This is a genomic window from Kribbella orskensis (genome assembly GCF_004342085.1).
Taxonomy (GTDB): domain Bacteria; phylum Actinomycetota; class Actinomycetes; order Propionibacteriales; family Kribbellaceae; genus Kribbella; species Kribbella orskensis.
In genome coordinates this window covers 148,244-172,502 of sequence record NZ_SLWM01000007.1, presented here as the reverse complement: position 1 = coordinate 172,502, position 24,259 = coordinate 148,244, and the positions used below count along the sequence as shown (strand labels likewise).

Annotated in this window: 21 protein-coding genes; 14 read left to right on the top strand and 7 right to left on the bottom strand. The window is 69.3% G+C overall.

Going from position 1 to position 24,259, the window contains the following annotated elements:
- Positions 1-19: 19 nt before the first annotated feature.
- The 4 genes from EV644_RS21030 to EV644_RS21015 all read left to right on the top strand — a co-directional run bounded on the left by EV644_RS21030 (position 20) and on the right by EV644_RS21015 (position 2,580).
- Positions 20-208: a hypothetical protein gene (locus EV644_RS21030; protein ID WP_132190382.1), complete on the top strand. Its 189-nt coding sequence runs from the start codon at positions 20-22 to the stop codon at positions 206-208.
- A gap of 128 nt (positions 209-336) precedes the next feature.
- A complete protein-coding gene (locus EV644_RS21025) occupies positions 337-588 on the top strand; it encodes an acyl carrier protein (RefSeq protein ID WP_132190381.1) in 252 nt (83 codons plus the stop codon).
- Positions 585-1,841: an AMP-binding protein gene (locus EV644_RS21020; RefSeq protein ID WP_132190380.1), complete on the top strand. Its 1,257-nt coding sequence runs from the start codon at positions 585-587 to the stop codon at positions 1,839-1,841. The genes EV644_RS21025 and EV644_RS21020 overlap by 4 nt, the downstream gene beginning before the upstream one ends.
- Positions 1,834-2,580 (top strand): SDR family NAD(P)-dependent oxidoreductase, encoded by a 747-nt coding sequence (locus EV644_RS21015; RefSeq protein ID WP_132190379.1) that lies wholly within the window; start codon positions 1,834-1,836, stop codon positions 2,578-2,580. The genes EV644_RS21020 and EV644_RS21015 overlap by 8 nt, the downstream gene beginning before the upstream one ends.
- Before the next feature lie 37 nt (positions 2,581-2,617).
- Here EV644_RS21015 and EV644_RS21010 read toward each other — a convergent pair whose 3' ends face one another.
- Positions 2,618-3,952, bottom strand: coding sequence for an FAD-binding oxidoreductase (locus EV644_RS21010; protein ID WP_241998559.1), 1,335 nt, complete (start codon positions 3,950-3,952; stop codon positions 2,618-2,620).
- Between the two features lie 210 nt (positions 3,953-4,162).
- On the opposite strand from EV644_RS21010, the gene EV644_RS21005 reads away from it, so the two are divergent.
- Positions 4,163-4,972, top strand: a complete 810-nt coding sequence (locus tag EV644_RS21005) for an LLM class flavin-dependent oxidoreductase (protein WP_132190377.1) — start codon at positions 4,163-4,165, stop codon at positions 4,970-4,972.
- 266 nt (positions 4,973-5,238) lie between these two features.
- Positions 5,239-6,948: an HNH endonuclease signature motif containing protein gene (locus tag EV644_RS21000; RefSeq protein ID WP_132190376.1), complete on the top strand. Its 1,710-nt coding sequence runs from the start codon at positions 5,239-5,241 to the stop codon at positions 6,946-6,948.
- A gap of 379 nt (positions 6,949-7,327) precedes the next feature.
- On the opposite strand, the gene EV644_RS20995 is transcribed toward EV644_RS21000, so the two are convergent.
- A complete protein-coding gene (locus EV644_RS20995) occupies positions 7,328-7,609 on the bottom strand; it encodes a hypothetical protein (protein ID WP_132190375.1) in 282 nt (93 codons plus the stop codon).
- Positions 7,610-7,735: 126 nt separating this feature from the next.
- Here EV644_RS20995 and EV644_RS20990 point away from each other — a divergent pair, with 126 nt between their 5' ends.
- The 3 genes from EV644_RS20990 to EV644_RS20980 are packed head-to-tail and all read left to right on the top strand — an operon-like array spanning position 7,736 to position 11,368.
- Positions 7,736-9,163 (top strand): MFS transporter, encoded by a 1,428-nt coding sequence (locus EV644_RS20990; RefSeq protein WP_241998556.1) that lies wholly within the window; start codon positions 7,736-7,738, stop codon positions 9,161-9,163.
- Positions 9,160-10,104: a sigma-70 family RNA polymerase sigma factor gene (locus EV644_RS20985; protein WP_132190374.1), complete on the top strand. Its 945-nt coding sequence runs from the start codon at positions 9,160-9,162 to the stop codon at positions 10,102-10,104. The genes EV644_RS20990 and EV644_RS20985 overlap by 4 nt, the downstream gene beginning before the upstream one ends.
- A gap of 46 nt (positions 10,105-10,150) precedes the next feature.
- Positions 10,151-11,368 carry a DUF2786 domain-containing protein gene (locus tag EV644_RS20980; protein ID WP_241998553.1) on the top strand — a complete coding sequence of 406 codons (1,218 nt, stop codon included), beginning with the start codon at positions 10,151-10,153 and terminating at the stop codon, positions 11,366-11,368.
- 63 nt (positions 11,369-11,431) lie between these two features.
- Here the strand turns inward: EV644_RS20980 and EV644_RS20975 are convergent, their stop codons facing one another.
- Complete coding sequence (locus EV644_RS20975; protein ID WP_241998551.1) at positions 11,432-12,019, bottom strand: TetR/AcrR family transcriptional regulator; 588 nt, start codon at positions 12,017-12,019, stop codon at positions 11,432-11,434.
- Between the two features lie 145 nt (positions 12,020-12,164).
- On the opposite strand from EV644_RS20975, the gene EV644_RS20970 reads away from it, so the two are divergent.
- The 5 genes from EV644_RS20970 to EV644_RS20950 all read left to right on the top strand — a co-directional run bounded on the left by EV644_RS20970 (position 12,165) and on the right by EV644_RS20950 (position 18,007).
- Positions 12,165-13,667 carry an MFS transporter gene (locus tag EV644_RS20970; protein WP_132190372.1) on the top strand — a complete coding sequence of 501 codons (1,503 nt, stop codon included), beginning with the start codon at positions 12,165-12,167 and terminating at the stop codon, positions 13,665-13,667.
- A 192-nt stretch (positions 13,668-13,859) separates the two neighbouring features.
- Positions 13,860-14,870, top strand: a complete 1,011-nt coding sequence (locus EV644_RS20965) for a 2-keto-3-deoxygluconate permease (protein WP_132190371.1) — start codon at positions 13,860-13,862, stop codon at positions 14,868-14,870.
- Entirely contained in the window at positions 14,867-16,072 is a 1,206-nt protein-coding gene (locus EV644_RS20960) for a four-carbon acid sugar kinase family protein (protein WP_132190370.1), read from the top strand. The genes EV644_RS20965 and EV644_RS20960 overlap by 4 nt, the downstream gene beginning before the upstream one ends.
- Entirely contained in the window at positions 16,069-17,115 is a 1,047-nt protein-coding gene (gene pdxA / locus EV644_RS20955) for a 4-hydroxythreonine-4-phosphate dehydrogenase PdxA (protein WP_132190369.1), read from the top strand. The genes EV644_RS20960 and pdxA overlap by 4 nt, the downstream gene beginning before the upstream one ends.
- A gap of 37 nt (positions 17,116-17,152) precedes the next feature.
- Positions 17,153-18,007, top strand: a complete 855-nt coding sequence (locus EV644_RS20950) for a GntR family transcriptional regulator (protein ID WP_132190368.1) — start codon at positions 17,153-17,155, stop codon at positions 18,005-18,007.
- Between the two features lie 33 nt (positions 18,008-18,040).
- Here EV644_RS20950 and EV644_RS20945 read toward each other — a convergent pair whose 3' ends face one another.
- The 4 genes from EV644_RS20945 to EV644_RS20930 all read right to left on the bottom strand — a co-directional run bounded on the left by EV644_RS20945 (position 18,041) and on the right by EV644_RS20930 (position 24,239).
- The gene (locus EV644_RS20945; RefSeq protein WP_132190367.1) at positions 18,041-19,024 is read right to left on the bottom strand and encodes a GNAT family N-acetyltransferase; all 984 of its coding nucleotides are present in this window, start codon (positions 19,022-19,024) and stop codon (positions 18,041-18,043) included.
- Between the two features lie 58 nt (positions 19,025-19,082).
- Positions 19,083-20,111 (bottom strand): alpha/beta hydrolase-fold protein, encoded by a 1,029-nt coding sequence (locus EV644_RS20940; protein WP_132190366.1) that lies wholly within the window; start codon positions 20,109-20,111, stop codon positions 19,083-19,085.
- A 29-nt stretch (positions 20,112-20,140) separates the two neighbouring features.
- A complete protein-coding gene (gene argS / locus EV644_RS20935; RefSeq protein WP_132190365.1) occupies positions 20,141-21,847 on the bottom strand; it encodes an arginine--tRNA ligase in 1,707 nt (568 codons plus the stop codon).
- A gap of 166 nt (positions 21,848-22,013) precedes the next feature.
- The gene (locus tag EV644_RS20930) at positions 22,014-24,239 is read right to left on the bottom strand and encodes a bifunctional glycosyltransferase/CDP-glycerol:glycerophosphate glycerophosphotransferase (RefSeq protein WP_132190364.1); all 2,226 of its coding nucleotides are present in this window, start codon (positions 24,237-24,239) and stop codon (positions 22,014-22,016) included.
- Positions 24,240-24,259: the final 20 nt, after the last annotated feature.

Sequence of the window (24,259 nt, the reverse complement as noted above, 5' to 3'; positions counted from 1 at the left end):
CAGCGCACGGGAGGTCCTCATGTGGGCCCAGCACATCGCCGGTCTGCCGGTCGAGGAGATCCTGCTCGCTTCGCTCGCCGCCGCCACTCCGATGATCGCGCTGATCGGCTGGGAGATCCGGGACCGGGCCAAACGGGTCCGCCGCCGGCTGTCCCGCCACCGCGACCTCCCCGACCGCGTCCCCGAGGCGTCCCCGGAAGTCCCGTAGACCATGCGGCGGACCGCATCCGGCCACGCCGCATCGCTGTCGTCACGCCGGCACACGGAGCGACCGTGTCGAACACCTCCTGCTCGCGAGTGCGGGGGATGAACAGCCATGCCCTAGGCTCTGTGGTCATGGCTGAATTGACGCGGGAGCAGATCCGGGACCTGATGGGAGCGGTGATGAAGGCGCAGGGCAAGACCTTGCCGTCCGACGACACCGCCGACCTGCGGGAGATCGGCTTCCGGTCGCTGGACTTCTCCGAACTGGCCCTGCGGGTCGAGGACGAGATCGGCGACGAGCTGAACTTCGATGCCCCCGGGCTGCGCCAGATCGCCAAGGTCGGCGACGTGCTGGACTTCATCGAGCAGCTCCAGTCGGCGTGACCGCCCGGCGCCGAACCACCGCCCTGATCGGCGACGACAACACCGTCGTCGCCGGTGGCCGGACGGTGACCTGGAGGACCCTGCACAAACTGCCCCAGCTGCCGTCGCCGGCCGCGGTACTGGTGGACAACGGCGCCGACGCCCTGGCGGCGGTCCGGCACCATGCCGTGCACGGCACCGAACTGCTGGTCGCGACCGGCTCGCGGGTGGATCTGAGCATGCGCGAGGAGCTCGGCGAGTCCGGTTTCGCGGTGGTGATCGCCAAGGGCGACGAGCACTCGGTGACCCCGGCGAAACTCAAGCGGGTGGAGGAGTCCGGCCGCGTCTGGCTGCTCACCTCCGGCTCGACCGGACGGCCGAAGCGTATCGGTCACACCCTCGAGTCCCTGACCACCGTGACCACTCAGCAGCAACCGCGCACCTGGTTGCTCCCCTACGCCCCGGGCACCTACGCCTGGTGGCAGTTGGTGACGATCTCGCTGACCCAGGCGGACCAGGGCCTGGTCGTGATCGAGCCCTCCGAGCTGGAGACCTGGCCGCTGATCGCCGCGGAGCACGGCGTCACCGCGGCCTCGGGGACGCCGACCTTCTGGCGGCAGACGATCTACCGCGACACCGAGGCGCTCGCCAAGGTGCCGCTGGAGCAGATCACCCTCGGCGGTGAGCCGGTGGACCAGGCGATCCTGGACCGGCTGCGGGAGATCTTCCCGCAGGCGCGGATCTCCTGGATCTACGCGTCCTCCGAGGTCGGCGCGTCGATCGTGGTGCACGACGGCAAGGCCGGGTTCCCCCAGGCCTGGCTGGATCGCGACCCCGATCCCGAGTCCGAGCGGCCGATCCTCTCGGTGGACAAGGACGAACTGATCATCACCTCACCGCACCACGGCGCGGGTCTCGACGGAGCCGTCCGGACCGGTGACCGGGTCGAGTTCGTCGACGATCGCGTGCTGATCACCGGACGGCTGGACACCGACGAGATCAACGTCGGCGGGTCCAAGGTCTCGGCCGGCCTGGTCCGCAACGTGCTGATGGGCCACCCGGCCGTCGCCTGGGCCCGGGTCTTCGCCCGCAAGGCCCCGCTGGTCGGCCGGATGGTCGCCGCCGAGGTGGTGACGAGCCCGGACCTCGGACCGATCACTGACGCCGATCTGGTCCAGTGGTGTTCGAACCGCCTGCCGGACTACGGCGTACCGCGGCGGATCAAGTTCCTGGACACGATCCCGCAGAAGGAGACGTTGAAGAGCGATGTCTGAATCCCCTTTGGTTCCGCCCTCGTCGGTGGTGCTCGTCTCGGGTGGTTCCCGGGGTCTCGGGCTGGCCATAGTCAGCGACCTGGTCGGCAACGGCGTGAAGGTGGCCGCGTTCGCCCGGACGGTGACGCCGGAACTGACCGCGCTGGCCGAGAAGTACCCGGACCAGGTGCACATCGGCTCGGTCGACGTGAACGACGCGAAGGCGACCCAGGCCTTCGTCAAGGAGGTCGAGGAGAAGCTCGGCCCGATCGACGGGCTGGTCAACAACGCGGCGATCGGCCAGGACTCGCTGCACGTGCACACCTCGGCCGACCAACTCGCGCACATCATCCAGACGAACCTGACCTCGCCGCTGGTGCTGACCCGGTTCGTACTGCGCCGGCTGCTGGCCAAGAGCCTCAAGGGCCGGATCGTCAACATCACCTCGATCTGCGCCCAGCGTGGCTTCCCCGGCCTGGTCGCGTACTCCGCGACGAAGGGCGGCATGGACTCGGCCACCAGGTCACTGGCGCGTGAGCTGGGCGGCCGGGTGCTGGCCAACTCGGTCGCACCCGGCTTCTTCGCCTCGGACATGTCGGCGGTGCTCGGCCAGACCCAGCTCGACCAGATCGTCCGCCGGACCCCGACCGGTCACCTGACCGAGCCGGACGAGGTCGTCCCGGTGGTCCGGATGCTGCTGCTCGACAACACCAACATCAACGGCCAGGTCCTGGTGCTCGACGGCGCCGCCTCCATCTGAGGCGACGCCGTCGCGGCAGGCACGCTGAGCCGACTCGCTAAGCGGGCTTGATGTTCGCGTTCAGGTGGAACACGTTGCCCGGGTCGTACTCCGCCTTCACCTGGGCCAGCCGGTCGTACTTCTTCCCGTACGACGCCCGCACGCGATCCTGGTCCATGTCGCCCAGCGCGTTGACGTATCCGCCCGTGCTGATCGCGTGTGGAGTGAGCGCCTCCCAGAAGGAGCGCACCCACGCCTGCTCGGCCGGCAATGACTCCGGGTCCTGGCAGACGCCGATGACGAAGCACGCGTACCGCGGCGTCCGGCCGCCGCCGAAGGCCGTCGCGTCGTCGTCCACCTCCGAGAACGCCTCGTCCAGCCGGTAGAACAGGTTCACCGACGTGGGAGACGTCTTGGCCGGCACGTGCTCGGTGATGACCTCGATAACCTCGTCCGTCAGGTCGTCGAAGAAGCTGCTCTTCTCGTAGACGTGCTGCCCCCAGCGCTGCGACTCGTCCAGGAGTTGCTGCAGCGCGACGTACGGCATCGGCGTGGCGAACTCGAACAGCGGTGGCAACGCGGACCGCACTCGGTCGAGCACCTCCGCATGTGCCTCGGGCGACCCGAGGCCCGTGACGACCATCACGTACCCCGGCCGGAAGTGGAACTCCTCCGGCACGAACGGCGGGGGCGGCGCGTTCAGCCCGCCGAGCACCACGTTGAACTCGCGTGACAGAGTCGGAATCACCTCGCGCGCCAGCCGGAACATCTCCGGCCCCTGCTCCAGTCCGAAGAAGAGCAACCCGTACTGGACGAGCGGCCCCACGTCGTACAGGCGGAACTCGAACTCCGTCACCACGCCGAAGTTGCCGCCGCCACCGCGCAGCGCCCAGAAGAGTTCGGGGTGCTCGTCCTCGGCGGCGCGCAGGATCCGCCCGTCCGCGGTGACCACCTGGGCCGAGACGAGGTTGTCGATGCTGAGCCCGCCGAGCCGTGTCAGCCAGCCCATCCCACCGCCCAGCGTGAGGCCCCCGACGCCGGTGTGGCTGATCATGCCCGCCGGTACTGCGAGCCCGTGCGCCTGCGTGGCCGCGTCGAGATCCGCCAGCAGCGCCCCGCCGCCGACCTTGGCCCGCTTGGCCTCCGGGTCCACCGTCACCTGGTTCATCCCGCTGAGGTCGATCACCAGCCCGTCGTCGACACTCGCCGAGCCGGTCGGGTTGTGCGCACCACCCCGGACCGCGATCTCCATCCCGGTCATGGTGGCGAACGCGATCGCCGCTCGCACCTCCTCGGCCGTCCGGCAGCTGGCGATCACCGCCGGCCGCCGGTCGATGTTCGCGTTCCACACCCGCCGCGCATCGTCGTACCCGGCATCGCCCGGTGCGAACACCGCCCCTGATGCTCCCTCGTAGCTCCTCGACCCCAGTCCCAGCAGTCTGCGTCATGTCATCCACCCCGTTCATCTTGTCACTGTCCGTGTTCAAAATGCCCCCATCGCCACACCCTGCCGCCATCCTCTTCGGCCAGCCTTAAATCCACCCCTTCCCTGACGCTCGCCGCGGAGCCGGAAAGTGTCCGTGGGGAGGGGTAGGAACGGGGCATGAGATTTGGGGTGATCCTGCCGGGTGGGACGGCAGTGGAGCAGTTGGAGCAGGCCGTGCTGGCCGAGGAGGCGGGGTGGGACGGAGTCTTCGTGTGGGAGGCGGCCTACGGGGTCGATGCCTGGGGCTTGTTGTCGGCGATGGCGGCGCGGACTGAGCGGATCAAGCTCGGCACGATGCTGACTCCGTTGCCATGGCGGCGGCCGTGGAAGGTGGCCAGTCAGGTGGTCACGCTCGACCAGTTGTCCGGTGGACGGGCGATTCTGGCGGTCGGGTTGGGCGCTGTCGACACGGATCTGCCGCTGACTGGTGAGGAGCTCGATCTCAGGACGCGGGCTTCGATGATGGACGAGGGCATCGACCTGATCCGGGAGTTGTGGGCCGGCGGGCTGAGCTATCACAGCAAGCACTACGACTACGAGTGCGCTCGCGATGACCTCACCCAGGTAGGCCGTCCCGTGCAGGAGCGGATCCCGATCTGGGTCGTGGGTGCCTGGCCACGACCCAAGTCGATGCGGAGAGTACTGCGCTGCGACGGGGTCCTGCCGCAGTACCAGGGGGAGGCCTCGCCTGAGCAGCTGCGGTCCCTCCGTACGTGGCTGGACGAGCGCGGCGCCGCCCCCGGCCTGGACGTGGTGGCCGAGGGCGAGACGCCGGCAGACGACCCGGCGGCTGCGGCTGCCGAGGTCAGGCTGTGGGCGGAGGCGGGAGCGACCTGGTGGCTGGAGACGCGCTGGGACATGCCGCACAACTCCACCGAGCGCATGCAACAGGTCCGCGCCCGCCTGGCAGCCGGTCCACCTGCCTGACCCGCAACGAACGCCGTACAGATCAATCAACGGCGCACAGTAGGAACGTCACGCGATCGCCTGCGCGTCATCCTCACTGCCACCCCACGAGCTAGCGATCGGGGCGTGATCGGAAATCCTTCTCGCCCATGTCCACAGCAGGTGGGTTGTGGATAACCTGACCGGATCCGAGGCCTGCGTCGAGTTTCGGTCAATCTTCGGAATCCCTTACAAATAAGGGCCTTCCGGCGCAGAAACTGTCGGCGGTGGTGTCTAGAGTCTGGGGTATGGAGATCTTGGGCGAGCGGCCGGTGTGGTCGATGAGCGACAGCGAGCAGCTGGCGACTCTCGACGCGCTCAACGCCGAGATCTCCCGGTTGCAGACCTACCGCCTGCAGGTTCTGGCCGGCTACGACGCGTCCGGTCACGCCGCCACCCTGGGCGCCGGTGACACCGCCCGGCTGCTGGCGTTTCGGCACCGGCTCGACCCGGGCGTGATCAAGCGTGACCTGGCCCTGGCCAAGGCACTGCCCAAGTACCCCGCCGTGACCGACGCCCTGCCACCGGTCCACCCCGACCCGGTGCCCGACACCGACACCGACACCGACACCGACACCGACGGCGGCGACGCAGATGCCGATCCGGGCGCCGACGCCGGTGCGGGTGTGGGGGTGGTGTTGTCGCCGGCGCAGGCCGCGGCGATCGTGACCGAGCTGGAGGCCGTCCCCAAGACCGTCGCGGTCGAGGACCTGGCCGTCGCCGAAGAACAACTCGTCGCGCTGGGGCGCCACTTCGGCCCGTCGGAGCTGCGCAAGGCGGGGCGCCGGGCCCGCGACCTGCTCGACGCCGACGGCCCCGCACCGGAAGAGGACAAGGCCTATGCCCGGGAGGAGTTGCGGGTGCGGCCCGCGGACCGGGGGGTCAAGTTCAGCGGCTACCTGGCCAACGAGAACGCCGAACTGTTCCAAGCCCTGATCCTCGAGGGTTCCAAGCCCCGCAAGACCGTCACCGGCGAGTTGGACCCGCGCTCACCGGACAAGCGCCGCGCCGACGCCCTCACCGACGTCCTCAACGTCGCCTCCAACGCCATCACCACCGCCATGTCACCCGACCCGGCCGACCCGGCCGACCCGGCCGACCCGGCCGGTAGCGCCGCCCAGACCGGTGCCGCAGCCAGCAGCGCCGCGGAGGCCGGGCACGGCCCGAAGGCGCACATCACGATCACCATCGACCTCAAAGACCTCACCGACGCGGGGGCGCACGCGGTCGGGACGCTGGTTCACGGCGAGGGACTGTCCGCGGGCGCGATCCGGCGGTTGGCGTGCGAGGCGCAGATCATCCCGATCGTGCTCGGCGCCAACTCCGAACCCCTCGACGTCGGCATGGCCCAACGCTTCGTCAACCGCGCCATGCGCCGCGCCCTGAACGCCCGCGACAAGGGCTGCGTCGTGTGCAAGGCTCCGCCGATCTTCTGCGACGCCCACCACCTGATCTCCTGGATCGACCACGGCCCGACCGCGCTGACCAACCTGGTCCTGCTCTGCCGCCGCCACCACATCGACACCCACCACGGCCACTGGACCATCACCCTTGATCGCGGTGTCGTCACCGTCCAGCGGCCGGCCTGGGCCGAACCCGGCACCGGTGCCAGACCCCGGCGCCGCTACAAGACACTCGTCGGCACAAACCGGGGGACGAGCCTGCCTCCCAAACCGGACCGGACTCGCGTCGACGAACCGGCGCCTACCGCCAGCGAGAGCATCACCGCTGGACGGTTCGATCCGTGGGATGACACCGATCCACCCGGCGCGGTAACCCGCACCTACACACCGCCCGGCGACCCGGCGCGGACCACCGCCACGGACGACACCGCCGGACGGTTCGATCCGTGGGGCGACCACGCACGGCCGGGGCGACCGGCTCCGACCAGGCCGACCACAAATAACAGGCCGGGCACAAGTAACCAGGCGGGACCACCATGTGCCCGACCGGGCTGACCGGCACCGAGCCCGCAGCTTCACGGACTCGGTGGCTATGGGCCCGCCATTCCCCTCCCACGCGACCGCGGACTGGGTGGGTGCTGCGCGCCGCAGCCCTCGGGGTGTCCGGGTGGTGTCGTGGCACCAGTTCGGCATCGGGACCAGTCGCAGTCCTGCGATCGTCCGGCCTGAAGCCGGTGATCGGCTTGTCGTCGGCGGCGGACTCGGCATCCGCCGGTCAACACCACAGGAATGTCCAACGCCCTCCTGGCCGAGCGCCCAGCGCCCAACCGAGCGCCCAGGCGCCCAACAGAGCGTCTGCGCGGCTAACCGAGCTCTGCGCGGCTAACCGGGCGTCTGCGCTGCTAACCAGGCGCCTTGGCGGCCAACCGCGCGCCTAGGCGGAGTACCTGCCGACGGTCGTCGCCTCCTCGCGGGCCGGGGCGACCTCGAGGCGGTCGGGCAGAGTGCGTTGGAACTCCTGGAAGGCGGTCAGGTCGGGGACGCCCTCGCCGTCGACGACGTGGACGAAGGTGACGCCGTCGGCCAGCCGGAAGGCGGTGTAACTGAGGCCGGGTGGAGTCTTCTGCGCCAGCTCACCGAAGACGTTCTCGATCAGCCGCTGGTTCTCGTCCGCTGCTTCCGGCTTGGTCCGGTAGCGGATCACTGCTGCGTTCATGGTTCTCCTCCGAAGGAAGTGCTCTCACTTCTTCAGACCGCGCCCGGCACCGGAACTCATCGCGGCGATGAGTTCGGTCCGCCGCCGCTGTCAGTACCAGTGACAGCGAAATTCCTTGGAGGACCAGTGATAAAGGAACGAACGACCACCGAGCAGCGCTGGGTACTGGCGCTGACCTCGCTCGGATCGGTGATGGTGGCGCTCGACGTACTGGTCGTGGCCGCCGCGTTGACCACGATCCGGCAGGACCTCGACGCGTCGATCGAGCAGCTCGAGTGGACGGTGAACGCCTACAGCCTCAGCTTCGCGATGTTGCTGATGACGGCGGCCGCGATCGGTGACCGCTGGGGCCGGAGGCGGACGTTCGCGGCCGGCCTCGGGCTCTTCTCGATCGCCTCGGTCGGCTGCGCGCTCGCCACCTCGGTGCCGTGGCTGATCGCCGCCCGCACCGTCCAGGGCATCGGCGCGGCCGTGGTGATGCCGCTCTCCATGGGCCTGCTCGGCGCGGCGTTCCCACCCGAGCGGCGCGGCTGGGCGATCGGCATCTTCAGCGGTGTCACCGGCCTCGCGGTCCTCGGCGGCCCGATGGTCGGCGGCGCGGTCACCGAAGGCCTCGCCTGGCAGTGGATCTTCTGGATCAACGTCCCGGTCGGCATCCTCGCCATCCCGCTCGTACTCCGTCGCATCCCCGAGAGCAGAGGTGTCGCCCGCCGCCTCGATCTGCGTGGCGCCACCTTGATCACCCTGGCGGTGCTCGCCCTCGTCTGGGGCGTGGTCCGCGGCGCCGTCGCGGGTTGGACCAGCCCGGAGGTGCTCGCCTCGTTCACGCTGGGAGTGCTTCTGCTGGTGGGATTCCTGGTCTGGGAGGCCCGGTCGGAGCACCCGATGGTTCCGCTGGAGTTCTTCCGCTCCAGGCCCTTCTCGGCCGGTAACAGCGCCGGCTTCTTCCTCACTGCCGCGTTGTTCGGCGCAGTGTTCTTCCTGGCCCAGTACATGCAGGTCACCTTCGGCTCGGGCCCTCTCAAGGCCGGCTTGCAGCTCCTGCCGTGGACAGCGACTCTCTTCCTCGTCGCACCCATCGCAGGCCGACTGGTCGACCGGCTGGGCGAGCGCCCGTTCGTAGTGGCGGGACTGGCTCTGCAAGCAGTCGGGATGTTCTGGATCAGCGAAGTCAGCAAGAATACAGTCCAGTACTCCGACCTGGTACTGCCGCTGGTAGTAGCCGGTTGCGGGGTATCCATGGCCATGCCGGCAACGCAGAGCGCGAGCATCGGTGCACTGCCGCGTGAGGCCGTCGGGATCGCCTCCGGCATCTACAGCATGATGCGTCAGCTCGGAGGCGTCGTCGGAGTCGCCGTGCTGGCAGCCGTGTTCGCCGCCGCCGGTGGTTACGAGTCGTTCAGTACGGGATTCACCCGAGCCCTGGCCGTGTGCGGCGTACTGTCGTTGGTCGGGGCTGCAGCCGGACTAGGGATCAGCGCGCGGCGCAGTACCGGGCGGCGCGGTACCGATTCGGTGGTCACCCAGCAGGAGCCGGTCGAGGAGCTGAGATGAACCTGGAGGACGAGTTCGCGCAGTACCGCGGTGAGCTGGTCGCGCACTGCTACCGGATGCTCGGATCGCTGCACGACGCCGAGGACGCGGTGCAGGAGACCTACCTTCGCGCCTGGCGGGGGTTCGCGGACTTCGAGCAGCGGTCGTCGGTCCGGACCTGGCTCTACCGGATCGCCACCAGGGTCTGCCTGAACGCCTTGCAGCACAGCAGTCGCCGGCTGGTCCCGTCCGCGCTAGGTGCTCCCGGCAATGACCCTGACGAGATCGAGACGCAAGCGCTCGAGGTCAGCTGGCTCGAACCGTTCCCGGACCTGCTCGACCCGGCTGCCGTGGTCGGGACGCGGCAGAGCCTTCGGCTGGCGATGGTGGCCGCGCTGCAGCACCTGCCGCCGCGGCAGCGCGCAGTACTGATCCTGCGGGATGTCCTTGCCTGGCAGGCAGCTGAGGTCGCCGGTCTGCTGGAGACGACCACCGCTGCGGTGAACAGCTCGCTGCAGCGGGCGCGTGCGGAGCTTGCTCGGCTCTCACCCGCCGAGGACGAGTTCAGCGAGCCGGACGAGCCCGTACGCCGTGCGCTGCTCGACCAGTACGCCAAAGCCTTCGAGCAGGCGGATCTGGTCGCGCTGGAAGGGCTGCTGACTCAGGACACCCGGTGGGAGATGCCGCCGATCCCGACCTGGTTCAGCGGTCGCGTGGACGTACTGCGGTTGCTCGCGGCGAAGCTTCCGCCAGGGGAGGGGAGGCGGATCCTGGTGGAGACGGCGGCGAACGGGCAGCCCGCGTTCGCGATGTATGCCCGCGGGCGCGACGGCGGGTTCCACGGGTACTCCGTGCAGGTGCTCACCCTCACGAAGGCTGGCGTGGCGTCCGTCATGGCGTTCCACCAGCCGTCGCTGTTCCCCGCCTTCGGACTCCCGATCGACCGTTTTCCACAGGCCTGAGCCCGCGGCGAGCGGCGGGTTGGGCCCGGATGACAGACTTTGCCGGGTGAGCGATCAGGAGATTCTGCAGCTGCTGCCGTCCGCCGCAGCCGCCGTCGCGCTCGACGACGGTCGCACTGACGGCTATCTGGCCCGCCTCGGCGGGTACGACGAGCGCGACCAGGCTCAGGTGGATCGCTGCCTGCAGATGTTCCTGCACGGGTTGATCCGCTCGGCCTGGGAACGCGGTTGGACCCCAGCCGATGTCGGCCAGCACGCGCGCCGCAAGCTCGAGCCGGGCGTCGAACCACTGCTGCTGGCGGTGATCGCTTCCGAGCACCGGGCCTACCCGGACTCGGCGATCGACCCGCGCTGGCTGGACCAGTTGGCCGATCTCGGGGTGAAACGACCGGAGTCGGCGCTGGACCTGACCGGCTGGGCCGCGGACCAGCGACTCGGCCGCTACCTCGCCCTGCACACCGCGCTAGCCCTGGCCGGATTCCTCCAGACCCTGCCAGGTCTGGCCCGCCTGTTCCCACTTCCCGGTACTCCGGTGTCGGCGCGCGCCGCCTCCGCAGTACCGGCGTCGAGTGGGAAGGTACTGGCGCGGATCCGGGCGTTGCTCGCGAAGGCCGAAGGGACGGACTTCCCCGAGGAGGCGGAGGCGTTGTCCGCGAAGGCTCAGGAGTTGATGGCGAAGTTCTCGCTCGACCGGGCCCTGGTGGACGCGGATCCGGAGCTGGATCTCCCGGACGACTCGGGTGCCCGGCGGATCTGGGTGGAAACCCCTTATGTGTCGGCTAAAGCGCAGCTGGTCGGGGCTGTGGCGAGTGCGAACCGATGCCGCACTGTCTCGATGGGGCGGCTCGCCGTGGTCACGATCGTCGGCGCCGAGCTGGATCTCCAGCTGACCGAGCTGCTCGCGACTTCCCTGCTGGTACAGGCGAATCGGGCCATGCTGGAGGCAGGGAAGCACGTTGGTCATCGCGGCGAGTCCCGCACGCGCTCGTTCCGGCAGTCGTTCCTGATGGCCTATGCCCAGCGGATCGGCGAGCGACTGCAGAAGACCACCGAGGCCACGCAGGCCGCCGTACCGGAGGTGGACGCGGGGCGGCTGCTGCCTGTGTTGAGCAAGCGGGAGGAGCAGGTGGACGCGTTGTTCACGAAGCTGTTTCCGGACACGGTCGTCCGGCGAACCAGGATCACCAACGGCGCCGGCTGGGCCGCGGGCCTGACCGCAGCCGACCTGGCCCACCTCGAAACCCGCCGCCAGGTTCCGCGCTAGTCCGGGTGCCGCCAGACACCGAGAAGGACGCCACCGCCCCGTTCCTCGACGCCCGCACCCCGATCAAGCTGGACTAGTCGCGGTCGGCTTCAGGCCGGCGAGGACGATCTCGAGCAGGCGCTCGGCCTGGTCGCGGTCCATGTCGCGGCCCATGGTGATACCGCCGACCAGCCGCAGGATGTCCATCAGCTGCAGCTCCTCGCGGACCGTGCCCTCCTTCTTGGCCGCGTTCAGCAGCAGCTCACCGGCCTCCCGCACGTTCACCTTGCAGGCCGTGAAGAACTCGGAGTCCTTGCCCAGAGCAACTGTCAGCTCACCGGCCAGGCTCTTCTTCGAGATGCTGTAGCCGACGAAGCTGCGCAGCCAGGCCGCGAGCGCGTCGTACGGCCCGAGCTTTTCCGCATAGCCGTAGGCGCGATCGCAGACGGACTGGATCTCGTCCACGTAGACCGCCTCGAGCAGGGCGGTCCGGTTCGGGAAGCGCCGGTACAGCGTGCCGATGCCGACACCCGCCCGGCGGGCGATCTCCTCGAGCGAGGTGTCTGTGCCGTGCTCGGCGAACGCCTCTCGCGCGGCCGACACCAGCAGGTCGTAGTTCCGCCGCGCGTCGGCGCGGGCCGGCCGCGTGGTCGGCAGCTGTGTCGACATCATTCCGGCCTCCTCGCAGCCGTCACGGAAAAGTCATCCTGAAAATCGCTTGAAAAAGCGGAGGTAGCCTCCGTATTGTATCCGGAGGAGCGCTCCACTTCATTCTGATTCCACTCTAGCCCCTTCGGGGTAAGGAGCAAGTCACACTATGGCGGCAACATCCGCGGCGCCGTCCGGCGCCGATACCGGCACGCCCGCGCGGCGGCCGGGAGTAGTCCTCGCAGTCATCCTGATCACCCAGTTGATGGTCATTCTCGACGGCACCGTGGTGAACATCGCGATGCCCAAGATCCAGCACGCGCTCGACTTCAGTCCGTCCAGTCTGTCCTGGGTGCAGAACGCCTATGCCCTCGCTTTCGGAGGTCTCCTGCTGCTCGGCGCGCGGGCCGGTGACCTGCTCGGCCGTCGCCGGGTCTTCATCACCGGCGTGAGCGTGTTCACCGCGGCCTCGCTGCTCGGTGGCCTCGCCCCGTCCGCCGAGCTTCTGCTCGGCGCCCGCGTCCTGCAGGGCATCGGCGGCGCGATCGCGGCCCCGGCCGCGCTGACCCTGCTGATGCTCACCTTCAAGGAAGGTCCGGAGCGGCTGAAGGCACTGGGTCTCTACAGCCTGGTCTCGTCCGGTGGTGCGAGCGTCGGCCTGGTGGTCGGCGGCATGCTCACCGACTGGGTGTCCTGGCGCTGGGGCCTGTTCATCAACGTGCCGATCGGCATCGGCCTGGTACTGGCCGCCCGGCAGGTGCTGAGCGAGACGCCGCCTGAGACGGGCAAGTTCGACGTCGCCGGCGCGCTCACCTCCACGCTGGGTATCACCTCGCTCGTCTACGGTTTCATCCGCGTCGCCGAGGTCGGCTGGACGTCGCCCGAGGTGCTCGGCGCCTTCGCGGCCGGCCTGGTCCTGTTGGTGGCGTTCGTACTGATCGAGCGCCGGGTGAGCCACCCGATCGTGCCGCTGCGGTTGTTCGGCAACCGGGATCGCGTCGCGGCGTACCTGACCATGCTGCTGGTGGTCGGGACGATGTTCGGGATGTTCTTCTTCCTGACCCAGTACATGCAGGGCGTGCTCGGCTTCAGCCCGCTGGCCGCGGGTCTGGCCTTCCTGCCGCTGACGGGCCTGCTGTTCACCTCGTCGCGGGTGGTACCGCGGCTGCTGGGCCGGATCGACGGTGGTCGGCTGATGATCACCGGCTCGATCTCGGTGCTGCTCGGCATGCTCTGGTTGACCCGCGCCACGATCGATACCAGCTACCTCAGTGGAGTGGTCGGCCCGCTGCTGCTGTTCGGCCTGGGCGCCGGGATGATCTTCATCCCGCTGACCGGTCGCGCGCTCGCCGGCGTCCAGCCGGAGGACGCGGGTGCCGCCTCGGGCATGCTCAACGTGCTGCAGCAGGTCGGAGGCGCCCTCGGCCTCGGCATCCTGGTCACCATCTTCGGTACTGCGAGCCGCAACTCGACGGCATCCGCCGCGAACCCGGTCGAGCACGCTCGTGAGGTGCTGACCGACGGCGTGCATGCCGCCTTCATCGGCTCGGCGATCTACGCCGCGCTGACCCTCGCGGTGATCGTCCTCGGCGTCCGCCCGTGGGCCAAGCGCCCGGCGCCCGCCACTGCCCCGGCGGTCGAGTCGGAGATCCCGGTGGAGTCCATCGGCTGACCTCGCCGAGACGCCGTCACGAACCCCCCGTCATCAGGTGGCGGGGGGTTCGACGCGTCTGGTGAGGCCACGCGTCTCAGCCGTCTCATTTCGCGCAAAGGGGTTTACAGCGGCGAAATCACCGTGTAATCCTGTGCGGACAAGTTGTCCGTACAAGTTACGTCGGGGGGCGTCGAGACGAGGAGATGCCGCGTGAACGGCACCAGAAAGACACGCTTCCCGATGTTCGCCACCATGCAGCGGATCCCGGGCGGGCTGATGCTCATCCCGCTGATCCTCGGGTCGCTGATCGGGACGTTCGCCCCGGGCACGCTGGAGATCGGGAGTTTCACCACCGCCCTGTTCAGCGACGGCGCGCTGCCGCTGATCGCACTGCTGATCTTCGCCACCGGCACCCAGGTGGACATCCGGTCCGGCGCGGCGGGCGTCGCCGGCCACACCGTCGTGGTCCTGGTGTTCAAGACCCTGATCCCAGCCGGACTGGTCGTCCTGCTCGGCACCCAGGTGGGGATCGACGGCTTCTGGGGTATCTCGATCCTCGCGCTGATCACCTGCTTCGCGAACAGCAACGGTGGCCTGTGGCTGGCGTTCGCCGGCCAGTACGGCGATGAGCGCGACCGCGGTGCGTACATCGCCAGCGCGTTCGACGACGGCCCGTTCCTGGTGCTGCTGTTCATCGGCGCCTCCGGGCTCGGCGACGTCCCGCTGATCACGCTGGTCGCGGCGGTCGTGCCCTTCCTGCTCGGGGTGCTCGTCGGCAACGTCGACCAGGACTGGCGCAAGGCGGTCGAGCCGGTGCCGAACATCGTCATCCCGTTCTTCGCCTTCGCCCTCGGCGCCGGGATCAACATCAAGGACATCGCCACCGGTGGTTTCGCCGGACTGTTCATCGGTGCGGGAGTGGTGCTGTTCACCGGCGGCCTGCTGTACCTGGCGTACCGCTTCATCCTGAAACGCGGCCCGAAGTCCGGTATCGGGTTCGCTGCCGGCACTACGGCCGGCAACGCGGTAGCGACCCCGGCGATCGTGGTCGCGGCAGACTCCTCGTTCGAGCCGTACCTCGACTCGGCGATCGCCCAGGTGGCCGCCGCGGTGCTCGTCACCGCACTGCTGGCGCCCACGGTTGCGGCGTTCGTGTTGCGGCGCGAAGGTGGACTGCAAGCATCCACTCCGCGCCCGCTGGTCGAAGAAGGTGTCGCATGACCTCTCGGGTCGTCGTCCTGGCTGACGACCTCACGGGGGCGGCCGATACGGCGGGCCAGTTCGACCGGGCCGGCTGGACCGCTGAACTGCAGGTCGGGCCTGGTGGACCGAGCGAGGCCGAGGTCGTTGCCATCACCACCGACTCGCGGGCCCTCGAGCCGGCAGCGGCGGCGGACGCCGTCCGGACTGCGCTTGACAAGGTGACTTTCGACGAAGGCGGAGCAGCGATCTACCTCAAGATCGACTCCACCCTGCGTGGGCCGGTTCGGGCGATGACGGACGCGGTGGTCGCGGCGCGTGGAGGTGAGGTCGTCGCCGTGGTCTGCCCGGCGTTCCCGGCGGTCGGCCGCACCATGGTCGACGGGATCCTGCTCGTGCACGGCGTACCGGTCGCACAGACCGCGGTCGGCCGCGACCCGGTCACGCCGGTCCGGGAGAGTCATGTCCCGACGCTCCTGGACGCACCGCTGGTCAAGCTCGATCCTCGAGCGGATGACGCGGAACTGGCCGCCGCTCTGCGAGGTCGCGGTCCTGTCGTGGTGGTGGATGCGCGGGACGAGGCCGACCTGGATCGGGTGGCCCGGGCAGTGCTTGCCCTAGGCAACCAGGCGGTAGCGGTCGGATCGGCCGGGCTGGCGGCTCACCTCGCGCGCCGGTGGCGGCCGTTGCCCAGGGGGCCTGTCCTGGTCGTGGTGAGCTCCCTGCATGATGCCTCCCGTGGTCAGGCCGAACTGCTCGCCGCGGCCGGCGCTCGCCGGATCCAGCCGGATGCGGCCACGCTGTGCGACGCCGGCGCCTGGGAGGAATTCGCTCGCTCGATCGTGTCCGACGCGGCGGTGGACGACTTCGGAGTACTGGTGCTGATGGGGTCGGCCGCCGAAGGCGCGACCGTCGCCCCATCCGTGGTTGCCGGCCGACTGGGTGAGCTCGCTTCCCGGCTGGTGAGCACCCTCCGTCCTGCCGGGCTCGTCCTGGCCGGCGGTGACGGAGCGCTGGCGGTGCTCACCGCACTGTCCGCAACCGGCATCCGGCTGAGCGGCGAGGTCGCTGACGGCGTCCCGCTCGGCTACCTCACCGGTGGTCCGGACGCCGGTCTGCCGGTCGCGACCAAGGCCGGCGGGTTCGGCACCGACGACATTCTGATCCGCGCGGCCGAGGCCGTTCGATCCAGCCCTCTCGATCCCCGAAGGAGCCGTGCATGACCATCCCCACCCTGGCACTGACGATCGGCGACGCCGCCGGCATTGGCCCGGAGACCACCGCCCGCACCCTGCTCGGGCATGACGAGCTCCGCGAGATCTGCCGTCCTGTCGTGATCGGTGACGCCGACGCGGTCCGGCGCGGGGTCGAGGTGGTCGGTGGGGACCCCGGCCTGGTCCGGGTGATCGACAGCCCGGCCGACGCGCGCAACGAGCCGGGCACCATCGAGCTGATCCAGGACGGGCGCTCACTCGGCGACGTGCCCTGGGGAGAGATCAGCCCGGCGGCCGGCGACGGTGCCGCCCGGTTCGTCATCCGTGCCTGCGCCCTGGCCCGGGAGGGCCTTGTCGACGGCATTGTCACCGCGCCGCTGAACAAGGCCGCGATGCACGCCGGTGGCCACCCCTGGCCGGGGCACACCGAACTCCTGGCGCACGAGTTCGGGGTCCGCAACTTCAGCCTCGTGCTGTCGGCAGGAGACCTGTACTTCTTCCACCTCACCACCCACGTGTCGCTGCGGCAGGCGATCGAGGACGTGACCCGGGAGCGCACCGACAACGTGCTGCGGCTGGTCGGTTCGTTCGCCCGCGCCCTCGGTCGGCCGGACGAGCGGATCGGCGTCGCCGGACTCAACCCGCACGCGGGGGAGAACCGCATCTTCGGTGACGAGGACGCCGACATCCTGGCGCCCGCGGTCGAAGCGGCTCGTGCGGCCGGCCTGAACGCCCACGGCCCGCTGCCCGCCGACGCGCTGATCCCGCAGGCGGTGAAGGGCAAGTGGAACCTGGTGATCGTCTGCTACCACGACCAGGGCCACGCGCCGTTCAAGGCGGTGTACGGCGACGAGGGGGTGAACATCACCGTCGGCCTGCCGGTCGTCCGGGTGTCGGTCGACCACGGTACGGCGTTCGACATCGCGGGCCAGGGCATCGCCCGCGAGGCCAGCCTGGTGCTCGCCACCCGCCGCGCCGCAGAACTGGCCCCCGGCTGGTCCGACGTCTGGGAAACCGCCCGCCAAGCCGACGAAGCGACAACCAGTCACTAGCCAGACGCCGCGGACAACTACTCACTAGTCTGACGCCGTGAACGCCGAAAGCTCTGACCTCGACCGATCCGCCGCGGCGCCGCTCTATCTGCAGATCGTCGAGTCGCTGCGACGGGAGATCCTGGGCCACGACCTGCCTCCGGGCGCGGCGCTGCCCAGCGAGTCCGATCTCCAGCAGCGGTTCGGCGTCTCCCGCAGCGTGGTACGGCAGGCGATCGCCCGGCTCGCCGAGGACGGCCTCGTCCACCGGCATCAGGGCCGGCCGAGCATCGTCGCGCCGCAACCGGAGCACCGCCGGCTGGTGCAGCGGGCGACCGGCATGTTCGACCAGTTCGCGCGCACCGGCCGCCGGCTGAGCACCCGGATCGACGCCATCGAACACGATGTGCCGCCACCGGAGGCGCAGGCGTACCTGCGCACCCGCGACACCCTGCGGCTGGAACGGTTGCGATCGATCGACGGCGAACCGCTGTCCTACGTTCGGACCTGGCTGCCCCGGGCGCGGGTGCCCGACCTGACGGCGGCCGAGCTGACCGACGCCTCGCTGCACAAGCTGCTCAGTACCAAGTTCGGTCTGCGGGCGGTCAGCGGCCGCAGGCAGGTGCGGGCCGTCGCGGCGGACGAGCGGCTGGCCGTCGCCCTCGAGGTCCCGTCGGGGGCACCGTTGCTGCTGCTCGAGGGAGAGACCGGCGACCAGCACGGCAACCCGCTGGAGTGGTTCACCACCTGGCACCGCGCCGACAAGGTCGTCTTCGACATCGACGTCACCGAGGGCGCCGAACTGCTGTCGCTCGACCCGGCCGGCGCGCGCCCCGCCGAGGAACCACCGGCCGGTGACGAGATCGCGCGGGCCCGCGACCTCGTCGCCGAACTCGGCCGATTGCTCGGTTGAGGTCTGCTGCTCGATTGAGCTGTTGCCCGCAGGTCAGTTCAGCGGCAGGCGGTACGAGATGGTCTTGCTGACCTGGGTGAAGCCGAGCCGTTCGTAGAGGCCGAGCGCGCCGGTCGGGTTGTCGGCGTCCACGCCCAGCGAGGCTCGCTGGTATCCGGTCCGCTGGGATTCGGTCAGCAGCTCAGCCAGCGCCAGCCGGGCGAGTCCGCGTCCCCGGTGGGACCGGAGCGTGCCGACCTGGCCGATGTAGATCTCACGGATCCCCGTCGCCTCGGTGTCCGCGACGTACTCGTAGCCGAGGGCGTACGCGACGATCTTGTCGCCGTCGACGACCAGGCGGCAGACATCGCCCCGGAATGCGCGCGACCCGGTGAACCACACCTTCCAGGTCTCCTGGTCCTTCGGCGTCGATCCCCAGTGGTCCATGAACGCCTCGTTGTGGGCATCCATCAGCCTCCGGTCGTACGCCGGGTCGTACGCCACCACCTTCAAGCCCTCCGGCACGGTCACCTCGGGGACGGGAGCGTCGAAGGTGCGCTGCATGTGGAAGAAGTACCGGCACTCCTCGAAGCCGTGCGAGGTCAGCAGGTCGTGGGCGCCGAGGTTCGTGCTGATCGCGCCGGTGTTGACCTCACCGTCGACCTCCGGATGCCGTTCGGCGTGCACCTCGCCGGCCCGGCGGATGATCCAGGGCAGCAGCGCCGCTCCGAGTCCACGGCCGCGCCACTCGGGATGCACGGTCCCCTCGGTCCCGACCCGGTCGACGTCGATCACGTTCGCCCGCCACCGCACCGCTCCGTACCCGACCATCGTGCCGTCGGCCCAGAGCCCGATGGTGTCCTTCTCGGCGTCCAGCTTCGGGTCGCTGAGCTCCTCGACCAGGTCGTCGGCGTCGTAGTTCTCGCCTTCCTGGTCAACCTTCTCCTTGGCCGCCAGCAGCTCGGCCCACGCCCCCGCGTCCGCTTTGTCGATCGGCCGCGCGTCGATGCCGACCGGCCACCCCTCGAAAGTGCCCATGTCGGCAACGGTAGAGCGGGAACCGCCACCGGGCATCCCAATTAGCCGAGAGGGTCGATCAGCCGAGCTGGCGGCAGAGCCACTCGACGGCGAGCGGGTAGCGGTACTCGATCCCGCCGTGCTTCCCCTCGAACAACTCGAAGTGCAGCCGCTCCTCCGGTACGCCGACCTCCAGTGCGGCCCGGTGGAACGCGGTCGCCCCGAGGTCGAGGAAGTACTCGTCCTGCTTGCCCGCGTCGATCCACACGGCCCGCATCGACCGCAAGGCCTCCGCGTACTGCGGCTGCTCCACCATCGCCACCGGATCCCGGCTCAGCCAGCGCTCCCACACCTCCGGGATCAGCCGGCCCAGCTCGTCGTACGGGAGCAGCACGGTGCCGTCCGGCTCGGATGAGTACGCCGCGGAGTACCCGTACATCTCCAGCAGGTGCAGGTCCTGGCTCGTGGTCTGCCCGGCCCGGCTCTCGAAGCTAGCGAAGAACTTCTCGTACGACCCGTCGTGCAGGTCGCGCAGTTCCCGGGCACGGACAGGGAACTCGGGCTGGTAGCAGACGCCGAACAAGGCATCACCGGCATGGGTCGCCAGCGCGCCGAACACGTCCGGCCGGAGCAGCGGCGTCACCATCGCGGCATACCCGCCGCTCGACTTGCCCGTGATGGCCCGGTGATCCCGGTCCGCGATCGTCCGGTACTGCGCGTCGACCCACGGCACGATCTCGTCGCACAGATACGAGTGGTACTGCCCGGTCCCGGGGGAGTCGAGGTACTGGCTGCCGCCGAACCTGGTCCACGCGTCGACGAACACCACGATCGCCGGCGGCACGTCACCCTTGGCGAACAACGCGTCCAGCAACTCCGGGTACGGCTGCCGGAACGGGCTCCGGTTGAACCACATGCCGAGGTGACCGGTGTACCCCATCGCCACGTAGATCGCGGGGTACCGCCGGTCCGACTCGTCGTACCCGGGCGGAAGGTAGACCAGTACCGGCCGCTCGTGCGGATCGCCGAGCGGGTTGCCCCGCAGCAGCGTGCTGTCGAACACCTGCTGGTCGAATCGGCCGGCGAGATCAGCGGACCAGGGCAACATCGGCTACCTCCGTAGACAGAGCTTCTTGGTCACATGGCGTCGGGTGCCGCGATGCCGAGCAGCCCCAGACCATCCTGCAACACCCGCCGGGTCGCGGCGCACAACGCGATCCGGCTGGTCCGCACATCACCCGCACTGGTCAGCACCGGACACGTCTCGTAGAACGCCGACAACGCACTGGCAACCTCGTACAGATACGTGCACAGCCGATGCGGCTGCAACGTCTCAGCCACCTGTACGACGCTGTCGCCGAAGCCGCCCAGGAGCAACGCCAGCCGCTGCTCGGCAGGCTCCTCGAGAACGGTCACGATCCCCGGGGTCTCGTCCGCCTTGGCGAGGATCCGCGTCAGCCGTGCGTGCGCGTACTGCAGGTAAGGCCCAGTGTTGCCGGTCATGGCGACCATCCGGTCCAGGTCGAAGACGTAGTCGTTGATCCGGTCGTTCGAGAGGTCCGCGTACTTGATCGCGCCCACCCCGACCGCCTCGGCGACCTCGGCGCGGCTGGCCTCGCTCATCGGAGCGTCCCGCTCGTCCAGGAGCGCCCGGGCACGGCTGACCGCGCCGTCGAGCAGCGAAGCGAGCCGGACGGTGTCGCCATCCCTTGTCTTGAAGGGTTTCCCGTCCTTGCCGAGCACGGTCCCGAACGCGACATGTTCGGCCGGTGTGGTCTCCGGCAACCATCCGGCCGCCCGGCAGAGTGCGAAGATCTGCTGGAAGTGCAGACCCTGCCGGTGATCGACCACGTAGATGATCCGGTCGGCGTGCAGGTCGGCGACGCGATGCCGGACGGCCGCGAGGTCCGTCGCGCTGTAGCCGAAGCCGCCATCGGACTTCTGCACGATCACCGGCAGCGCCGAGCCGTCCCGGCCGGTGAATCCCGGCAGGAACGCGCACTGTGCGCCACCGGACTCCGTCAAGAGCCCGGCGGCCGCGAGGTCGGCCACGATCCCCGGTAGTTGGTCGTTGTAGGCACTCTCGCCGACCACGTCGGCCCGGGTCAGCGGTGAGCCGAGCTTGGCGTAGATCCGGTCGAACTCGATCAGCGAGACCTCGACCATCTGCCGCCAGATCTCCAGCGTGAGCGGATCGCCGGACTGCAGCAGCACCACCCGGGCCCGCGACCGGTCCGCGAAGTTGCTGTCGGCATCGAAATGCTTCCGGCCCCGTTGGTAGAGCAGTTGCAGCCCCGCGATGTCGAGGGACTCCACCACCAGGCCCTCGAACAGGACCTGCTCGACCAGCATGCCGAACTGGGTGCCCCAGTCGCCGACGTGGTTCTGCCGGATCACCTCGTCCCCGACGTACCGCAGTACGTTGCACAGGGCGTCGCCGATGACGGTCGACCGCAGGTGGCCGACGTGCATCTGCTTGGCCACATTGGGCTGCGAGTAGTCGACGACCACCCGCTTGCCGCTCGACGGGAACCGCTCGGGCTCGTTGACGCCGGCAGCGAGCACGGCGGGCAGCAGTGTCAGGTTGACGAAGCCCGGCCCGGCGATGGACGGCGGCTCGCAGAGGTCGCCCAGGTCCAGCGCCGCGACGAGTTGCTCGGCGATCGCGCGCGGCGGTTGCCCGAGCGACTTGGCGAGCCGCAGCGCGAGGTTGGTCTGGAAGTGGCCGAACTCGGGCTTGGTCGCCGCCCGCAACTCGGGATCGAGCCCGCCGTACTGCGCGCCGAAGGCGTCAGCGACGGCGGTGGACAGCCGGGAGGCAAGGACAGGCAGAACAGCGGACATGACAAAGGTCCTTAGAACGAAGCACTGGAACAGGCTGAGGTGTTCAGACAGTGCTTCGTCGTCGCAGGCCGAAGCGATCGCGCAAGGCGCTCACGATCACCGGGCTCGTCGACATGCGCCCATTATGCACGACCGGTCGTCTTGCCCGGCAGCCCAATCGTTCTCGCTACACCTGATGCGGTGAGGGTGCCGGGTGCCGGTCCGCGAGCGGGACGATCGGCGGCAGGTCGGTCTCGCCCAGGAAGACCCGGCGGACCACGCGTTCGGCCGCGCGCCCGTCGTCGAACTCGCAGAACTTCTCCCGGAACAACTGCCGGTGCTTGGCCGCCTCGGCCGACGCGAACCGCCCGGTCTGCAAGGCCGACAGCAACTCCTCCGGCGATCGCGCCACCAGACCCGGCGGGAACTCGGTGATGTCGAAGTACGTGCCGCGGATGTTTTCGTAGGTATCCAGGTCGTCGACGAGCAGCACGATCGGCCGGTCCAGGTTCGCGTAGTCGAAGCTGATCGAGGAGTAGTCCGAGATCAGCACGTCGGCCGCCAGCATCAGATCCTCGACCCGCGGGTAGTCGGACGCGTCGACCACCCGGTCGGACTTCGCCGACGGGTGCTTCGACAGCGAGTAGTGCGTCCGGACCAGCACCCGCCCGTGGTCCCCGGCTGCCGCGGCCAGCCGATCCAGGTCCAGGTGGATCCCGTCGCCGCCGAGATCGACCAGGCCGGACGGAGTACGGACCGAGTCGACGCCGTCACGGAAGGTCGGCGCGTACATCACCACCAGGTGGGAGTCGTCGAACCCGAACGACGCGCGGATCGCCCGGATGTCCTCCAGAGTCGCGTTGACCAGCCGGTCGTTGCGTGGGAAGCCGTACTCGAGCTCCTCGAACTCCGCCGGGTAGGTGCGCTCCCAGATCTCCGACGAGTACCGGTTCGAGGACAGGTTGTAGTCCCAGCGGTCGACCTGGCGCATCAACTCCTCGAGGTCGAAGTCCTTCGCCGCCATCGGGTAGTGCCGCAGGTCGGTGCCCATCGACTTCAGCGGCGTGCCGTGCTGGGTCTGGATGTGGATCTGCCCGTCCCGCTTCTCCAGCTCCTTCGGCAGGTTCATGTTGCTGATGAAGTACGTCGCCTTCCCCACCAGCTTCTCGTACGCCGGGGAGCCGGCCACGACGTACTCCACGCCCTCCGGGATCGCGGCCACGTGGTCGGCGTCGATCACCCAGACGCCGCGGAGCCGGGGGGCGAGCTCGGCCGCCTTCTCGTAGATCGCCCGCGGGTTGCAGGCGTACTGCTTGAACCAGTACGCGCAGTACAGGGCCAGGTTCGGATCCAGGTCACCCCGGTTCAGCAGTTTGTCGACGGCCTTGCGGGGACTCGGCACGTTCAGCACCTTGGCGCTGAACTTCAGCGTGCAGTACGTCGCGTAGTCGTCGTGCACGAGCTGCCACCGCCGGAAACCGCGGCGGGTCCGGTCGACGACGTACCCCTCGGGCTTCCAGCGCTTGGCGAACGCGGCCGCGGCGTGGAAGAACTCGGCCCGGTCCTCGGGGCCGATCCGCTCGGGCTTGGCGAGCACGGCGAGGATGTGATCCAGCGACCGGTCGAAGGCGAACCGCCGCCAGCCGGCCAGGTCCGGGTCGGACGTGATGAACGCGTGCACCCGGTCGTACTGGTCGAAGATGTCGAACTGCTGGCGGGTCCGGGTGGCATGGATGTTCCCGCCGGTGCGGTGCTGCCGGTAGTGCACGACGACCCGGTCCAGCGTCGCGATCCGCTCGGCGGTCAGCATCGTGGAGTAGGTCCAGGGCGCGTCCTCGTAGAACCCGGCGGTGAAGACGAGGCCGTGCAGCGAGAGGAAGTCCCGCCGGCACGCCTTGTTCCAGACCACCTCGAGGAAGGTGAGGAACACCGGCCGCTCCATCGCGGTGAAGACGCCCTCACCCTCCCGGGCGAACGCGTCGTGCCGCTGGTTGCGGACCACCTTGCCGTCCCAGAAGATCCGCTCGTAGTCGAACATCACGATGTCCGGCCGGCCGGTCGCCTCGATCCGGGCGGCAATCGCCTCCAGCGAGCCGGGCAGGTAGAGGTCGTCGGCGTCCAGGAACAGCACGTAGTCGCCGCGGCACTCCTTGAGCCCGGTGTTCCGGGCCAGTCCGAGGCCGACGTTCTCGCTCAGGTGCAGCACCCGCACCCGGGGATCGGCCGCGGCGTACTCGTCCAGGATCCGGCCGCAGCCGTCCGGACTGGCGTCGTCCACCCCGATGATCTCGAAGTCGGTGAACGACTGACCCAGCAGCGAGTCCAGGCAGGGTCGCAGCCAGGCCCGTGAGTTGTGACACGGGACCACGATGCTGAACGTCGGGACCCCGGCGGAGTCGGTGCTGGCGGCCATGAGACTGCATCCTAGGGCTC

Excerpts from the sequence above, each read along its gene's own strand:
- EV644_RS21030 (WP_132190382.1), top strand. The coding sequence starts at position 20 with ATGTGGGCCCAGCACATCGCCGGTCTGCCGGTCGAGGAGATCCTGCTC.
- EV644_RS21025 (WP_132190381.1), top strand. The coding sequence starts at position 337 with ATGGCTGAATTGACGCGGGAGCAGATCCGGGACCTGATGGGAGCGGTG.
- EV644_RS21015 (WP_132190379.1), top strand. The coding sequence starts at position 1,834 with ATGTCTGAATCCCCTTTGGTTCCGCCCTCGTCGGTGGTGCTCGTCTCG.
- EV644_RS21005 (WP_132190377.1), top strand. The coding sequence starts at position 4,163 with ATGAGATTTGGGGTGATCCTGCCGGGTGGGACGGCAGTGGAGCAGTTG.
- EV644_RS21000 (WP_132190376.1), top strand. The coding sequence starts at position 5,239 with ATGGAGATCTTGGGCGAGCGGCCGGTGTGGTCGATGAGCGACAGCGAG.
- EV644_RS20995 (WP_132190375.1), bottom strand. The coding sequence starts at position 7,609 with ATGAACGCAGCAGTGATCCGCTACCGGACCAAGCCGGAAGCAGCGGAC.
- EV644_RS20985 (WP_132190374.1), top strand. The coding sequence starts at position 9,160 with ATGAACCTGGAGGACGAGTTCGCGCAGTACCGCGGTGAGCTGGTCGCG.
- EV644_RS20975 (WP_241998551.1), bottom strand. The coding sequence starts at position 12,019 with ATGATGTCGACACAGCTGCCGACCACGCGGCCGGCCCGCGCCGACGCG.
- EV644_RS20970 (WP_132190372.1), top strand. The coding sequence starts at position 12,165 with ATGGCGGCAACATCCGCGGCGCCGTCCGGCGCCGATACCGGCACGCCC.
- EV644_RS20960 (WP_132190370.1), top strand. The coding sequence starts at position 14,867 with ATGACCTCTCGGGTCGTCGTCCTGGCTGACGACCTCACGGGGGCGGCC.
- pdxA (WP_132190369.1), top strand. The coding sequence starts at position 16,069 with ATGACCATCCCCACCCTGGCACTGACGATCGGCGACGCCGCCGGCATT.
- EV644_RS20945 (WP_132190367.1), bottom strand. The coding sequence starts at position 19,024 with ATGGGCACTTTCGAGGGGTGGCCGGTCGGCATCGACGCGCGGCCGATC.
- EV644_RS20940 (WP_132190366.1), bottom strand. The coding sequence starts at position 20,111 with ATGTTGCCCTGGTCCGCTGATCTCGCCGGCCGATTCGACCAGCAGGTG.
- argS (WP_132190365.1), bottom strand. The coding sequence starts at position 21,847 with ATGTCCGCTGTTCTGCCTGTCCTTGCCTCCCGGCTGTCCACCGCCGTC.
- EV644_RS20930 (WP_132190364.1), bottom strand. The coding sequence starts at position 24,239 with ATGGCCGCCAGCACCGACTCCGCCGGGGTCCCGACGTTCAGCATCGTG.